This is a genomic window from Nitrobacter sp. 62-23, assembly GCF_001897285.1.
In the GTDB taxonomy this organism is placed as follows: domain Bacteria; phylum Pseudomonadota; class Alphaproteobacteria; order Rhizobiales; family Xanthobacteraceae; genus Nitrobacter.
The window spans coordinates 142,792-156,001 of the sequence record NZ_MKSM01000064.1; the positions used below are offsets into that span (position 1 = coordinate 142,792).

The window sequence follows — 13,210 nt, forward strand, 5'->3', positions numbered from 1 at the left end:
AAAGCGAGCGAAGCTCTCCGTACCTACGTGCAGGCTGTGCCAGCGGTTGCGGCTCTATGAGAACTCACGGCTGATCCTGTCGGTCTGGGCGGACGAATGAAGCCTCGAATAGGCCTGCCCCGAAATCTTTGCCTGTGTTCCGGTATTTTTACGATGCGCTACGCCCTAGCACTCAGGCGTTCGCCCTCCGAGGCATCGCCGTCTTTTCGCAGGGGTGGCCATCTGTTTGTATCTTTCCATGAGCAAAGATACGAACGTCCCGCGACGCACCATGTCACTGACAACAAGGAAAGCGATCCGACGCGCTGAGCTGCGAGAGATCGTGCCCTTGGCAGACACCACCATCTACGAACTCGAGCAGCGCGGAGAGTTTCCCCGCCGCTTCTACCTCACGGCGCGATGCGTCGTTTGGGATTTGGCAGAGGTCGAAGAATGGATCGATCAACGACGACGCGCCTCAGAGGCCTCGCTGATTAAACGAGCCCCCTTGCCTGATGTACGGCAGCGGAAGACGCGCCCGGTCAGGCAGTAGCAGCCATCACGCCTGGAAACTGCGTTGCAGGCGGATAGAGCACTGGCGTGTGATTCCGATCTTGCTCCCAAGCGTCCACCAAATCCGCCCACTCTTGCAGCATGTGACGGCGCTGGTGTTCGTACTCGGCCTTGTTGTAGACACCGCGCGAACTGCGGCCGTCTTCGTGCGCCAGGCACTTCTCAATCCAGTCGCTATTGAAGCCGATCTCATTCAGCAGCGTTGACCCGGTTCGCCGCAGATCATGGACCGTGAATGGCTCCAGGGCCAATCTGAGCATCTTGGCGCGATCAGCAACTGCCGTCGTGATGCGGTTGAATGTTGCTCGCGACATTGGAGCATCCGCGTCGTATCGGGACGGCAAAAGATAACGGGAATTTCCCGCGCAGGTCTTAAGCGCGATCATGATGTCCAGTGATTGCCGTGACAGATAGACGTTGTGCGGCTTGCGGCGCTTCATCCGTTCCTTGGGAATGCTCCAGACGGCGTTCTCAAAGTCCACTTCGCTCCAAACGGCGTCGAGCAATTCGCTCTTCCGCACCATCGTGAGCAGGATGAGCCGAAGGCCAAGCCGAATGGTGGGCAACGTCGGGACGTGCCTCAGTTGCTCGAACATGATCCGTATTTCGGTTGGCGAGAGCGACCTGTCCTTCGGAGCAAAGGTCGCAATGGAAGCGGGGCCAACCTCCTCCGCCGGATTTGGGACCTTCTCGCCATTCAATATCGCGTAGGCGTAAATCTGCTTGACGATGTCGCGAACATGAATCGCGGTCGCCGGCGCTCCACGATCCTTCACCTTGACGCACTGGGCCCGTAGGTCGTCGGGTGTGATCTCGGTAAGCAGGCGATTTTTCCAGACAGGCAGTATGTCCCGATCAAAAATCGCCTTGCGCATAGCGCGGGTGCTGTCCGCCATCGGTGCCGACTTGATCCAGCGCTGACCAACGGCGCCGAACGTCTCGCCAAGGGCAACGCGCCGCTTTGCGCGCTGCTTTTCCTGAGCGGGCGAGCGCCCCTCCGCGACATCTTTCTTCGCAGCGAGACAGCGATCGCGCGCCTCGGCGAGCGACAAGCCGCCAGGGCCATAGCGACCAATGGTCAGCGTCTCGCGCCGGCCATTCAGGCGGTAGTCCATTCGGAAGGTTTTTGTGCCTGATGGAATGACAAGGACGTACATACCGTCACGGTCCGTCACCTTGTAGTTTTTTGCCTTTGGTTTCAGGCTCTTAAGCTCGGTGTCGGTCAGCATTCTCGGCCTCGCAAGGCTAGGATGATGTGGATTTGACCGTCATCTTGTCCGTCGCGAAAAAGACCGTCAAGTCATATAGATTAACATGTAACATCAATGATTTATCTGAATTTCTAAGCAGACACTGCCCAATGCGGGTTGACGGTCTTTCCATTGAAGGGTTGTCTGTGGATGTCCGAGACCGTCATAAAGACCGTCAGACCGAGCCGTTGGCGCCCGATCCATCGCGAAAGACTTCCTAAGAAAATAAGTTCTATATCAGTATGTTACGATGATTTCTGAGAAAGACCGCGATAGACCGCGCCGGAAGTGAATCATTCCCACTCGATCGTACCCGGCGGCTTCGATGTCACATCATAGACAACACGGTTGATGCCATTCACCTCGTTGATGATGCGCGTTGCAGTTTCGCCGAGGAATTTCATATCGAACGGATAGAAATCAGCGGTCATGCCGTCGGTCGAGGTTACCGCACGCAGGCCGACGACGTATTCGTAGGTGCGTCCGTCGCCCATCACACCGACCGTCTTGACCGGCAGCAGCACCGCGAACGCCTGCCAGATCTCATCGTAAAGCCCGGCTTTTCGGATCTGGTCGATGTAGATTGCGTCGGCCTCGCGCAGGATATCGAGCTTTTCGCGGGTGATCTCGCCGGGGCAACGGATCGCAAGCCCGGGGCCGGGAAACGGATGGCGACCGACGAAAATCTCCGGCAACCCGAGTTCGCGCCCCAATACACGGACCTCGTCCTTGAAAAGTTCGCGCAGCGGCTCGACCAGCTTCATGTTCATGCGGGCCGGAAGTCCGCCGACATTATGGTGCGATTTGATCGTCACCGACGGGCCGCCGGTGAACGACACGCTCTCAATCACATCGGGATAGAGCGTGCCCTGCGCCAGGAATTCCGCCGATCCTTTTCCCAAGGCTGCGATCTTTTTGGCCTCGGCCTCGAACACGTCGATGAACAGACGCCCGATGGTCTTGCGCTTCGCTTCAGGGTCGGTGACGCCGGCGAGTTCGCCCAAAAATTGCTTTGACGCATCAACGTGAACCAGCGGAATGTTGTAGTGATGGCGGAACAGGTCCACCACCGTCCTGCCCTCGTCCTTGCGTAGCATGCCGTGATCGACAAACACGCAAGTGAGCTGGTCGCCGACCGCCTCGTGGATCAGGATCGCCGCCACCGATGAATCGACGCCGCCGGACAGACCGCAGATCACCCGGCCCTTGCCGACCTGAGCGCGTATCTTCTCGATCGCCTCCTCGCGAAACGCGCGCATGGTCCAGTCGCCGGTGAGCCCCGCGACCTTGCGAACGAAATTGCGGATCAGTTTCGCGCCGTCGGGAGTGTGCACCACCTCGGGGTGGAATTGCATGGCATAGAACCTGCGCGCGTCGTCAGCGATGACCGCGATCGGCGAGCCCGGCGCCTTCGCCACTGCGCGGAAGCCATCGGGCAGTTTGGTGACGCGGTCGCCATGGCTCATCCAGACGTCGTATCTGCCGCCCTTTTCCCAGACGCCCTCAAACAGCGCGCAAGGCTCAGTGACCTCGATGGCGGCACGGCCGAATTCGCGATGATGGCCAGCTTCGACGGCGCCGCCGAGCTGTTGGGCCATGGTCTGCTCGCCGTAGCAAATCCCCAGTACCGGCACGCCCGCGGTAAGCACCGACATCGGCGCCGCTGGGGCATTCTGCTCGAGCACGGAAGCGGGCCCGCCCGACAGGATCACCGCCTTCGGCTTCATCTCAAGAAAAGCCGCTTCCGCCTTCTGGAACGGGACGATTTCCGAATAGACGCCCTCCTCGCGCACGCGCCGGGCAATCAGTTGCGTGACCTGGCTACCGAAATCAACGATGAGAATTTTGTCGTGCGCGGAGGTCGCGCCGACGGAGGGGCTGGATGCTGACGCGGAGGCTTTGCTGGAGGCTGTCATGGCGAGGAATTACGCGACCGGCATCGGCGTCGCAACGGGAAAGGATGGAAGCCCACACGTTCACCTCTCCCCTCGAGGTGGAAGGAACACCTATCCTCGCCGCAAGACGCTGACAAAGAAACCGTCCGTTCCGGTCCGACGCGGCGTCATCAAAAGCCCCTCGTCAGAGAGGTAAACCGCAGCGAGAAAGTCGTCCGTCCTGTCCCACAGCACGGCAGCGGTCTGCGACGGCGGCGTTACCGTGAAATCTGGATGCCGGCCGATAAACTTCCGGATTTGCTCGCCATTTTCCTGCGGCAACACCGAGCAGGTGATATAGGCGAGACGGCCGCCTGGTTTGACGAAATTGCCAGCACGCTCAAGTACTTCCGCCTGGTCTTTCAAACGGACCTCGAGTGCGCCCGGCCGCATCCGCCATTTTGCGTCCGGGTTGCGCCGCCAGGTGCCGGTCCCGGTGCAGGGCGCATCGATCAGCACGAGATCGGCTGACGCCTTGATGTCGGACAGCGGATCCTCCTCCCCCTTTGGAGAGCGGACTTCCGCGTTATGAACCCCTGCGCGGGACAGCCGTTCGTGGATCGGCGCGAGCTGCCGCTTGTCGCGATCGGTCGCAATGAGACGGCCCCTGCCCTGCATCATGGCCGCAAGGGCCAGGGTCTTGCCGCCGGCCCCGGCGCAGAGGTCGATCACCTGCTCGCCGGGTTTCGCGCCGGACAACAGCGCCGCGAGCTGCGAGCCCTCGTCCTGCACCTCGACGGCCCCCTTGATGAAATCCTCCTCGGCGTGGACGCCGGGATTGCGGGCATCGGCGCCAAGCGCGATCCGCAAGCCCAGCGGCGACCACGGCGTCGCCGTCGCGCCGAGATGTCGCAGCGAGGTAAGCACCTTCTCGCGTTTGGCCTTCAGCGTATTGACGCGCAGGTCGAGCGGCGCGCGGCTCGCCATCGCCGCGGCTTCCGCCGCACGGTCATCGCCGAAGATCTCCGCAAGATGCGGATCGAGCCATTCCGGATAATCCCCGGCGATATGCGCGGGCGCATCCGCGACGCTGCGCGAGGCCAGCGCCGCGCGTTCGGCGTCGGAAAGCGGTTGGGGCGCGAAGCGGCCGCCGTCGCACAGCGCCGCAATCGCATCGATGTGGAGCCCCCGCTCCAGCCTCAGCATCCCGAGCAGGCGCGCGCGCGGCGTATCGTCGTCCATGATCCAGGCGCTGGAGGCCTGCCGGCGCAGTACGTCATAGACCAGCCCCGAGATCGCGGCACGGTCGCCGGAGCCGGCGAAGCGGTGGGCGGTGCCCCATTCCTTCAGCGCCTTCGCAGCCGGCACCCGCTGGCTGTCGATAGCCTCGATCACTTCAATGGCAGCAGAGAGCCGCGCGGCTGGCGTCATGGCTGACTTTCGATTGGAGTCGCGGCGCTTACACGAGCAGGATGCGCAGCGCGAAATAAATCCACATCGCCATCAGCACCACCACTCCCGCGAACCACGCCATTCCCCGCCGCGGGACGTTGTTCGATGTCACAAAGATGCCGGCATGGACGAACCGTGTGAAGACAAATACCCACGACAGCACGACGATGACAAGGTCGGCGTGACGCAGCGGCAATGCCAGCGCGATCAGGACATAAAACAGCACCGGCACTTCGAACTGGTTGCTGAAGCAGTTCGCGATCTGGGTGGCGCGCAGCGACCAGTTCGGTTCGCGAAGCGCGATGTCCTTGAACCGGGTCTCGCCGGACCTCAAAGACCGCGTCCGCGCGACCGCCATCCCCAACAGCAACGCGAACGCGAGCCCGATGAGCACGAACACCGGGAGCAGTACCATTTGAACAGACATTTATTAGCCCCGTTTTCCGGCGGCGAAACAACCCATCAAGCCATGATCCTGGCCAGAACCTTGTCGAAAGCGGCCGTTGCGCTCTCCAGATCATCGAACACGAGGCCGCCGTCGGCGGACTGCTTCTGCCCGTGATTGTCGCGGATGGCATCGACCGGCTCGGCGCGGTCGAGCATCGACTGCGGCGCGATCACGAAGAACTTGTGTTCCGAAATATCCTGATCCTTGGGCAGGAATACGCCGAGTGAAACGATATCGTTGCCGCGCCGATAGGAGATATAGCGATCGATGGCAACGAAACCCGCGCGCTGCAATCCTCCGAGCTTGGCCTGCCCATCGCTGCCGACGAGCTTGTGCGCGCGAAAACCCTTCACGCCCGCCGATTTCGCCTTCGCGGTCTCCTCCGACAAATCGTATTTCTCCGCCATGCGCCGGCCGACGCCTGCAAGCTGCGCCGACATGTCGCGCTCGAAATCCTTCAGCTCGGTGCGCGGCTTTGCGGCCTTGCGCGGCTTCAATGCATTGCGCTTCTCGAGTTCGGCCTGGCATCGCGCGACGAGATCATCAACTGACTTCCGCTCCGCATTGGCGAGCAGATTTTTCAGGTCGGAATCCGAAAGCGCCGCCAGCCTGTCGTCCGTCCAATCGATCATGTTCCAAATTCTCGTCCGAATGGAACCGTGATGTCATTCCAGGGAAACGATGCAGCGGCCCCAAACCTGGGTTGTACAATACGGACAGTATCGCGTTTTGGCGCCGCTGTGCGGCTCAATTTGGGCGATCGTCGTCAGGCGGTGCCGGAATAGTTCGGGCTTTCCCGCGTGATCGTGACATCGTGGACATGGCTTTCACGCAAGCCCGCGCCGGTGATGCGCACGAACCGCGCCTTATCGTGGAATTCGGCGATGTTGCGCGCGCCGACATACCCCATGGCCGCGCGCAAGCCGCCGGCGAGCTGGTGCATGACGTTGCCGACCGGCCCCTTGTAGGGCACCTGCCCCTCGATCCCCTCGGGCACGAGTTTCAGCGTATCCTTGATGTCCTGCTGAAAATAGCGGTCGGCGGAGCCGCGCGACATCGCCCCGACCGACCCCATGCCGCGATAGGCCTTATATGAACGGCCCTGCCACAGATACACCTCGCCCGGCGTTTCGTCGGTGCCCGCAAGCAGCGAGCCGACCATGACGATGTCCGCGCCGGCGGCGAGCGCCTTGGCGAGATCGCCGGAAGACTTGATGCCGCCGTCGGCGATCACAGGCACGTCGGCCTTACGCGCCGCATCGACCGCGTCCATGATGGCGGTGAGTTGCGGCACCCCGACGCCGGCCACGATGCGGGTGGTGCAGATCGAACCCGGGCCGATGCCGACCTTGATGGCGTCGGCGCCGGAATCGATCAGCGCCTGCGCGCCTTCCGTGGTGGCGATGTTGCCGGCGATCACCCGCACCGCGTTCGACAGCCGCTTGATGCGGTTGACCGCTTCGAGCACGCGGCTGGAATGGCCGTGCGCGGTATCCACCACGATCAGGTCGACGCCGGCGTCGATCAGGCGCTCGGTGCGCTCGAAGCCGCCTTCGCCGACCGTGGTCGCCGCCGCGACGCGCAGCCGGCCCTGCGCATCCTTGCAGGCCAGCGGATGCGCCACCGCCTTTTCCATGTCCTTGACGGTGATAAGGCCGACGCAGCGATATTGGTCGTCGACGACCAGCAGCTTCTCGATGCGATGTTTGTGCAGCATCCGCTTGGCTTCTTCCTGGCTGACGCCCTCGCGCACCGTCACGAGATTTTCATGCGTCATCAGTTCGGAAATTTTCTGCCGCGGGTCGGTGGCGAAGCGAACGTCGCGATTGGTCAGAATGCCGACGAGCTTGCCCGGCGCGGTCTCGCTGCCGCCGCTCACCACCGGAATGCCGGAGAAGCCGTGATCGCTCATCAACGCCAGCGCATCGGACAGCATCGCATCGGGACCGATGGTCAGCGGGTTGACCACCATGCCGGACTCGAACTTCTTCACCTGCCGCACTTGCGCGGCCTGACCTTCCGCATCGAAGTTGCGGTGGATAACGCCAAGGCCGCCGGCCTGCGCCATGGCGATCGCCATGCGCGCTTCGGTGACGGTATCCATGGCCGACGCCATGATCGGGATATTGAGCGGAATGTCGCGGGTCACGCGGGAGCGGATATCGGCCTCGGAAGGCAGGATATCGGACGCGCCGGGCTTCAGCAGCACGTCGTCGAAGGTATAGGCTTCCTTGATATCCCGAAATCCGTTTGCATGCGCCATCGCCAACTCCATCCAGCGGCCGTTTCGCCGCGATACGACCTCGGGATGGAACACATGCCGTCGACACCTTGGCGTCGCCGTCGAATCTGGTTCCATCGGCTGGGTTGGCGGTGGTCGATAGCATGGCAGCCACTGAAATCAAAGCGTTTGGCTGCCATGCGGGGATTTTCCCCGTTCAGCGCGGATAGTTCGGCGGCGGCCCGTGCTCCCGGATCGCATCGACTACCTGGCGGTGCCGGCGATCCTCCCGCTTCATGTGGACCGCAATCAGCGCGTGGGCGGACGGCACCAGGAGCAGGATATGGAAAACCAGCCCGAAAATCGCGCAAAACACGATCAGGACCACGTTGAGGATGGCCGAGAACGGCTGCCCGTTGAACAACAGCCCGATCGGCGGCAGCAAGGCGGCAAGCACGTAGATCATGGTTTGGCCTCCCAAAACTCCACCCAGGATTTAGGAAGACCCGCCCGCTGCGCAATAGGCGCTGACACCAATCGATGCTACAGCCCCGCTCCCGATCCGCCTGCTCCTCCTGAGCCCGCATGACCAAGGAACGCCTGATCCCGCTGATCGTCGCCGCCGCGCTGTTCATGGAAAACATGGACTCGACGGTGATCGCGACCTCGCTTCCCGCGATCGCCGCCGATATCGGCACCAGCCCGCTGACGCTGAAGCTCGCGATTACCTCGTATCTCTTGTCGCTCGCGATATTCATCCCGGCGAGCGGCTGGACCGCGGACCGGTTCGGCGCGCGCACCGTCTTCAGCGTGGCGATCGCCGTGTTCATGATCGGCTCGATCGGCTGCGCGCTGTCATCGTCGGTGACGGATTTCGTGATCGCGCGGACCGTGCAAGGATTGGGCGGTGCGATGATGACGCCGGTCGGCCGCCTGGTACTGCTGCGCTCGATCGACAAAAGCGCACTGGTCAACGCGATGGCATGGGTGACAGTGCCTGCCCTGGTCGGACCGGTGGTCGGCCCGCCGCTCGGCGGTTTCATCACCACCTATTTCTCGTGGCACTGGATCTTCCTGATCAACATCCCGGTCGGCCTCATCGGCATCGTGCTGGCGCAACGCTTCATCGACCCGATCCGCAGCGAGAAGCTCGAACGCTTTGACCTCTACGGCATGGTGCTGGCCGGCGTCGGCGTCGGCGGCATCGCCTTCGGCCTCTCCGTCGCCGGCCTCAACCTGCTGCCATGGACGGTGGTGATCGCGCTGATCGGCCTCGGGTCGATCTCGATGGCGCTTTACGTGATACACGCCCGGCGCACCGACTCCCCGGTGCTCGATCTGACACTGCTGCGGCTGACGACGCTGCGCGCCAGCATCTACGGCGGTTTCCTGTTCCGCCTTGGCGTCGGCGCGCTGCCGTTCCTGCTGCCGCTTCTGATGCAGATCGGCTTCGGTCTGTCGCCGTTCGGCTCCGGACTTGTGACATTCTCCTCGGCCGTCGGCGCGATAGGCATGAAAGCACTGGCGGCGCGCATCATCCGCGCCTTCGGCTTCCGCAACATCATGACGGTCAACGCGGTCGTCAGCTCAGCCTTCCTCGCGGCCTGCGCGCTGTTCACCGTCACCACGCCGCTGCTATTGATCATGATCATTCTCGTGGTCGGCGGCTTCTTCCGCTCGCTGCAATTCACCGCGATCAATACGCTGGCCTATGCCGATGTCGAACCTGAACGGATGAGTCGCGCCACCACGCTGGTCAGCGTCAATCAGCAACTGGCGATTTCAGCGGGCGTCGCGCTCGGCGCCTTCTCGGTGGAGGCCACGATGGCGTTCCACCACAGCACCGAGCTGACAGCCGCGGATTTCGGACCCGGCTTTCTCGTGGTCTCGGTGCTGGCGGCGACGTCGTCCTATTACTTCTTCCGGATGCCCGCCGATGCCGGCCATCAGGTGTCAGGGCGGCGCATGGTGGTGATCTCCGATCCCACCCGCGAATCCGAGGCCGAGGAGGAAGCCGCCCGCGAGACCGTCACCGCCCGGGATCAGAAGCTGAACTGAACGTCGCCGCTATATCGTCACGCGGCTTCATTGATCTTTCACGCACGCGTTCCTGACGCCAGAACCATAGGAGAGATTTCGTATATGGACCCCTCCCCATTTTCCGGACCATCCGTGAGCACCTACGCTGAAGGCCCGCCGCGTCAGGTGCCAGGCTTCTTCGATCTGCATCGAATGACGGCAATGCTGCTTGCGGAACGGGTGCCCGAAAATGGCCGTGTGCTGGTGCTGGGCGCGGGTGGCGGCCTGGAGCTTAAATCCTTCGCGGAATCTCACGCCGGCTGGTCATTCGATGCGGTGGATCCGTCGGTTCCCATGCTGCGGCTCGCCGAGCAGACGGTCGGACACCATGCCGGGCGCATGCGCCTGCACGAAGGCTATATCGACGATGCTCCGCCAGGTCCCTTCGACGGCGCGACGTCATTGCTGACTTTCCACTTCATTCCCCGCGACGAGCGGCTGGCAACTTTGAAACAGCTCCGGCGACGCCTCAAACCGGGCGCTCCGTTGGTTGTCGCCCATATCAGTTTTCCGCAAGCCGAACCGGAACGATCCGCCTGGATCGCTCGCCACGTCGCATTCGGTGCGCGAAGCGACATGACTTCCGCGCAGATGGAAAACTCGCGTCAGGCCATAGCTACGAGGCTCTCGATCCTCGCACCCGAGGAAGAGGAAGCAATGCTGCGAGAAGCCGGCTTCGCGGCCGTCAGCCTGTTCTATGCCGGGCTCAGCTTCAAAGGCTGGATATCCTACGCCGGGTGAGCCGGCGTTCCCTTGGAGCCACCGCGAAATCCCGTCGCCATCACATAACGCTCCGACGAATCCTGCCGGCTCGCGGCCGGCTTCACATGGCGGACCGTCCGGTAATCGCGTTTGAGTTGCGCCAGCAGATCGGCGTCCGCCCCGCTCTGAAACACCTTCGCGATGAACGTCCCTCCGGGCCGCAGCACGTCAGCCGCGAACGCGGCCGCGCTCTCCACCAGACCGACGATCCGGAGCTGATCGGTCTTGCGATGACCCGTGGTGTTGGCCGCCATGTCGGACAGTACGACATCCGCACCGCCTTCCATCATCGTGGTCAGCCTTTCCGGCGCATCGGCATCGAGGAAGTCGAGCCGGGCGAACGTCACGCCGACGATCTCCGGCATCTCAAGAAGATCGATGGCGATCACCTTGCCCTTGCCGTCGGCTGCGCCGACGCGCCGGGCCGCAACCTGACTCCAGCCGCCAGGCGCCGCGCCGAGATCGACCACCGCCAGACCGGGTTTCAGGAAATGATACTTGTCGTCCATCTCGATCAGCTTATAGGCGGCGCGCGAACGCCAGCCGTCGCGCCTGGCCTGCGCGACATAGGGATCGTTGAGCTGCCGCTCCAGCCAGAGCTTGGACGAGAGTTTTCGCTTGCCGCCGGTCTTGACGGTCACGCGCAGCCGGCCGGTGGTGTCTTTCGCCATGTCTAACTGTCTTGCGCGGACTTGATCCGGCATCCATCAAAGAACAAGCCGCTGAAGCGCGCTTTGGAACCACCGCGCCTGGATGGGTTGCCGGATCATAGGTGAACGACGTGACGCCGTCTTGTGCATCAATTCAGTTGAATGACGCCGTCCTCGCGCATCATCTCGACCAGCATGCCCTCGCGCAGGCCGCGATCCGCCACCCGCAGCCGCGGCAGCGGAAAGGCCCGCCGAATGGCATCCAGGATGGCACACCCGGCCAGAACCAGATCGGCGCGCTCGGCCCCGATACAGCCGTTGGCCACCCGTTTTTGATAATCCATGCCGCACAGCCGCGCGATGGCCTGGGTAATTTCGATGTCGTTCATCCAGATTCCGTCGACCTTGCGGCGGTCATAGCGCGCAAGGCCGAGATGAAGGCCGCCGAGCGTGGTCACCGTACCCGAGGTGCCGAGAAGGTGCATCCCGTAGAGATTGAAGCCATGCTGGGCGGCGAACGCGCCAAGGTTGGCCGTGACCTCGTCGATCATCGCTGTATAGGACTGCGGTGTGACGTCATGTCCGCCAAAGCGCTCGGCCAGCGTTACGACGCCGATCGGAAGCGACATCCATGCCTTGGTATGCGGTTCACCGCCTTCGCGGTCGCGTTCGATACGGACCAGTTCCGTCGAACCGCCGCCGATGTCGAACAGAATCGCGCCGCGCGCTTTCGGATGAATCAGCGGCGAGCAGCCGACCACCGCGAGCGCGGCTTCGGTCTCCCGATCGATCACCTCCAGCTCGATGCCGGTCGCGGCAGCGACGCGGCTGCGGAAACTCTCGGAATTCGACGCCGCCCTGCACGCCTCCGTCGCGATCAGCCGCAGCCGGTCTGCTTTCCTCGCACGCATCTTGTCGCGGCACACGATGAGCGCGGCGATGGCGCGTTCGATCGCCGCCTCGCTGATACAACCGGTGGACGAGATTCCTTCGCCAAGCCGGACGATCCGCGAAAACGAGTCGATCACGCGGAAACTCCCGTTTGCCGGGCAGGCAATCAGCAAACGGCAGTTGTTGGTGCCCAGATCGAGCGCGGCGTAAACACCGGAGCCGTCGACCGGCGATTCGCCGAGGGCCCTTGCCATGGTCATGGCTGGTTCCTGCGGACTGCCGCGCGGCTCAGGGTCAACGCGACACAACGTATCGTCATTCATGAAATCGTCTTTCCGCGGGGGCAAACGTCAGTTCGAAATACCCGCTCAACGAGCAATGCCTTTTTCACGGAAAGTTTAGCAGCGCAGCCCGCCAGTGCAACCGGCCTCATCCATCCGGATGGCCGCCGACGGAGGGGCTCGATAAGCTATCGCACTGCAAAAAACCGGTGTCGCAATCTTCCGTGATATGGAGTAACACGCGCTGCCACGACGCTCACAAAGCCCGATGATCCGCCGTTGACCTCCATCCGTATCTACGTTGATGCCGACGCCTGCCCCGTGAAGGACGAGATCTATCGCGTCGCCGCGCGTCACGGCCTGCCGGTCAGCGTCGTCGCGGGCGGATATATCCGTGTGCCCGACGATCCCCTGATCGAGCGTATCGCAGCCGGACCCGGCATGGATGCCGCCGACGACTGGATTGCGGCGCGCGCCGGCAAAAGCGATGTCGTCGTCACCGCGGACATCCCGCTGGCGAGCCGCTGCGTCAAGGCGGGCGCCAGCGCGATCGCGCCAAACGGCAAGCCGTTCACGGAGCAATCGATCGGCATGACGCTGGCCGTCCGCAACCTGATGACCGACCTTCGCGCCAGCGGCGAGGTCACCGGTGGCCCGCGCTCGTTCCAGCCGCGCGACCGCTCGGCGTTCCTGTCGGCGCTGGACCAGGCCATCCGGCGCATCCAGCGCGCCCATGCGCAGCAGGACTGA

At 62.9% G+C, this 13,210-nt stretch carries 13 protein-coding genes; 4 read left to right on the forward strand and 9 right to left on the reverse strand.

The window, feature by feature from the left end; translation table 11 throughout:
- Positions 1-271 precede the first annotated feature (271 nt).
- Positions 272-532: an AlpA family phage regulatory protein gene (locus BGO16_RS05925; protein WP_292617655.1), complete on the forward strand. Its 261-nt coding sequence runs from the start codon at positions 272-274 to the stop codon at positions 530-532.
- Here the strand turns inward: BGO16_RS05925 and BGO16_RS05930 are convergent.
- The 7 genes from BGO16_RS05930 to BGO16_RS05960 form a co-directional block, all read right to left on the reverse strand.
- Positions 522-1,781 carry a tyrosine-type recombinase/integrase gene (locus BGO16_RS05930; protein WP_292617656.1) on the reverse strand — a complete coding sequence of 420 codons (1,260 nt, stop codon included), beginning with the start codon at positions 1,779-1,781 and terminating at the stop codon, positions 522-524. The two genes, BGO16_RS05925 and BGO16_RS05930, sit on opposite strands and share 11 nt — an antisense overlap.
- 314 nt (positions 1,782-2,095) lie before the next feature.
- The gene (guaA, locus tag BGO16_RS05935) at positions 2,096-3,718 is read right to left on the reverse strand and encodes a glutamine-hydrolyzing GMP synthase (RefSeq protein WP_292617657.1); all 1,623 of its coding nucleotides are present in this window, start codon (positions 3,716-3,718) and stop codon (positions 2,096-2,098) included.
- Positions 3,719-3,808: 90 nt separating this feature from the next.
- Complete coding sequence (locus tag BGO16_RS05940; RefSeq protein ID WP_292617661.1) at positions 3,809-5,107, reverse strand: RsmB/NOP family class I SAM-dependent RNA methyltransferase; 1,299 nt, start codon at positions 5,105-5,107, stop codon at positions 3,809-3,811.
- Positions 5,108-5,135: 28 nt separating this feature from the next.
- Positions 5,136-5,555 carry an MAPEG family protein gene (locus BGO16_RS05945; protein ID WP_292617662.1) on the reverse strand — a complete coding sequence of 140 codons (420 nt, stop codon included), beginning with the start codon at positions 5,553-5,555 and terminating at the stop codon, positions 5,136-5,138.
- A gap of 35 nt (positions 5,556-5,590) precedes the next feature.
- Positions 5,591-6,208 (reverse strand): hypothetical protein, encoded by a 618-nt coding sequence (locus BGO16_RS05950; RefSeq protein ID WP_292617663.1) that lies wholly within the window; start codon positions 6,206-6,208, stop codon positions 5,591-5,593.
- A gap of 134 nt (positions 6,209-6,342) precedes the next feature.
- Positions 6,343-7,839, reverse strand: coding sequence for an IMP dehydrogenase (guaB, locus tag BGO16_RS05955; protein ID WP_292617664.1), 1,497 nt, complete (start codon positions 7,837-7,839; stop codon positions 6,343-6,345).
- 175 nt (positions 7,840-8,014) lie between these two features.
- The gene (locus BGO16_RS05960; protein ID WP_292617665.1) at positions 8,015-8,263 is read right to left on the reverse strand and encodes a hypothetical protein; all 249 of its coding nucleotides are present in this window, start codon (positions 8,261-8,263) and stop codon (positions 8,015-8,017) included.
- Positions 8,264-8,382: 119 nt separating this feature from the next.
- On the opposite strand from BGO16_RS05960, the gene BGO16_RS05965 reads away from it, so the two are divergent.
- Both BGO16_RS05965 and BGO16_RS05970 read left to right on the forward strand, forming a co-directional pair.
- On the forward strand, positions 8,383-9,855 hold the full coding sequence (locus BGO16_RS05965; RefSeq protein WP_292617666.1) for a DHA2 family efflux MFS transporter permease subunit: 1,473 nt from the start codon (positions 8,383-8,385) through the stop codon (positions 9,853-9,855).
- Between the two features lie 84 nt (positions 9,856-9,939).
- Complete coding sequence (locus BGO16_RS05970) at positions 9,940-10,617, forward strand: class I SAM-dependent methyltransferase (RefSeq protein ID WP_292617667.1); 678 nt, start codon at positions 9,940-9,942, stop codon at positions 10,615-10,617.
- Here BGO16_RS05970 and BGO16_RS05975 read toward each other — a convergent pair.
- Together BGO16_RS05975 and BGO16_RS05980 are read right to left on the reverse strand one after the other, a co-directional pair.
- The gene (locus tag BGO16_RS05975) at positions 10,605-11,309 is read right to left on the reverse strand and encodes an RlmE family RNA methyltransferase (protein ID WP_292617668.1); all 705 of its coding nucleotides are present in this window, start codon (positions 11,307-11,309) and stop codon (positions 10,605-10,607) included. The genes BGO16_RS05970 and BGO16_RS05975 overlap by 13 nt on opposite strands.
- 128 nt (positions 11,310-11,437) lie before the next feature.
- Positions 11,438-12,433 (reverse strand): Ppx/GppA phosphatase family protein, encoded by a 996-nt coding sequence (locus BGO16_RS05980; RefSeq protein ID WP_292617702.1) that lies wholly within the window; start codon positions 12,431-12,433, stop codon positions 11,438-11,440.
- Between the two features lie 306 nt (positions 12,434-12,739).
- On the opposite strand from BGO16_RS05980, the gene BGO16_RS05985 reads away from it, so the two are divergent.
- Complete coding sequence (locus tag BGO16_RS05985) at positions 12,740-13,210, forward strand: YaiI/YqxD family protein (RefSeq protein WP_292617669.1); 471 nt, start codon at positions 12,740-12,742, stop codon at positions 13,208-13,210.

Bases quoted from the DNA above. Each gene is read 5' to 3' on its own strand.
- BGO16_RS05925 (WP_292617655.1), top strand. From the start codon at position 272: ATGTCACTGACAACAAGGAAAGCGATCCGACGCGCTGAGCTGCGAGAG.
- BGO16_RS05930 (WP_292617656.1), bottom strand. From the start codon at position 1,781: ATGCTGACCGACACCGAGCTTAAGAGCCTGAAACCAAAGGCAAAAAAC.
- guaA (WP_292617657.1), bottom strand. From the start codon at position 3,718: ATGACAGCCTCCAGCAAAGCCTCCGCGTCAGCATCCAGCCCCTCCGTC.
- BGO16_RS05940 (WP_292617661.1), bottom strand. From the start codon at position 5,107: ATGACGCCAGCCGCGCGGCTCTCTGCTGCCATTGAAGTGATCGAGGCT.
- BGO16_RS05945 (WP_292617662.1), bottom strand. From the start codon at position 5,555: ATGTCTGTTCAAATGGTACTGCTCCCGGTGTTCGTGCTCATCGGGCTC.
- BGO16_RS05950 (WP_292617663.1), bottom strand. From the start codon at position 6,208: ATGATCGATTGGACGGACGACAGGCTGGCGGCGCTTTCGGATTCCGAC.
- guaB (WP_292617664.1), bottom strand. From the start codon at position 7,839: ATGGCGCATGCAAACGGATTTCGGGATATCAAGGAAGCCTATACCTTC.
- BGO16_RS05960 (WP_292617665.1), bottom strand. From the start codon at position 8,263: ATGATCTACGTGCTTGCCGCCTTGCTGCCGCCGATCGGGCTGTTGTTC.
- BGO16_RS05965 (WP_292617666.1), top strand. From the start codon at position 8,383: ATGACCAAGGAACGCCTGATCCCGCTGATCGTCGCCGCCGCGCTGTTC.
- BGO16_RS05970 (WP_292617667.1), top strand. From the start codon at position 9,940: ATGGACCCCTCCCCATTTTCCGGACCATCCGTGAGCACCTACGCTGAA.
- BGO16_RS05975 (WP_292617668.1), bottom strand. From the start codon at position 11,309: ATGGCGAAAGACACCACCGGCCGGCTGCGCGTGACCGTCAAGACCGGC.
- BGO16_RS05980 (WP_292617702.1), bottom strand. From the start codon at position 12,433: ATGGCAAGGGCCCTCGGCGAATCGCCGGTCGACGGCTCCGGTGTTTAC.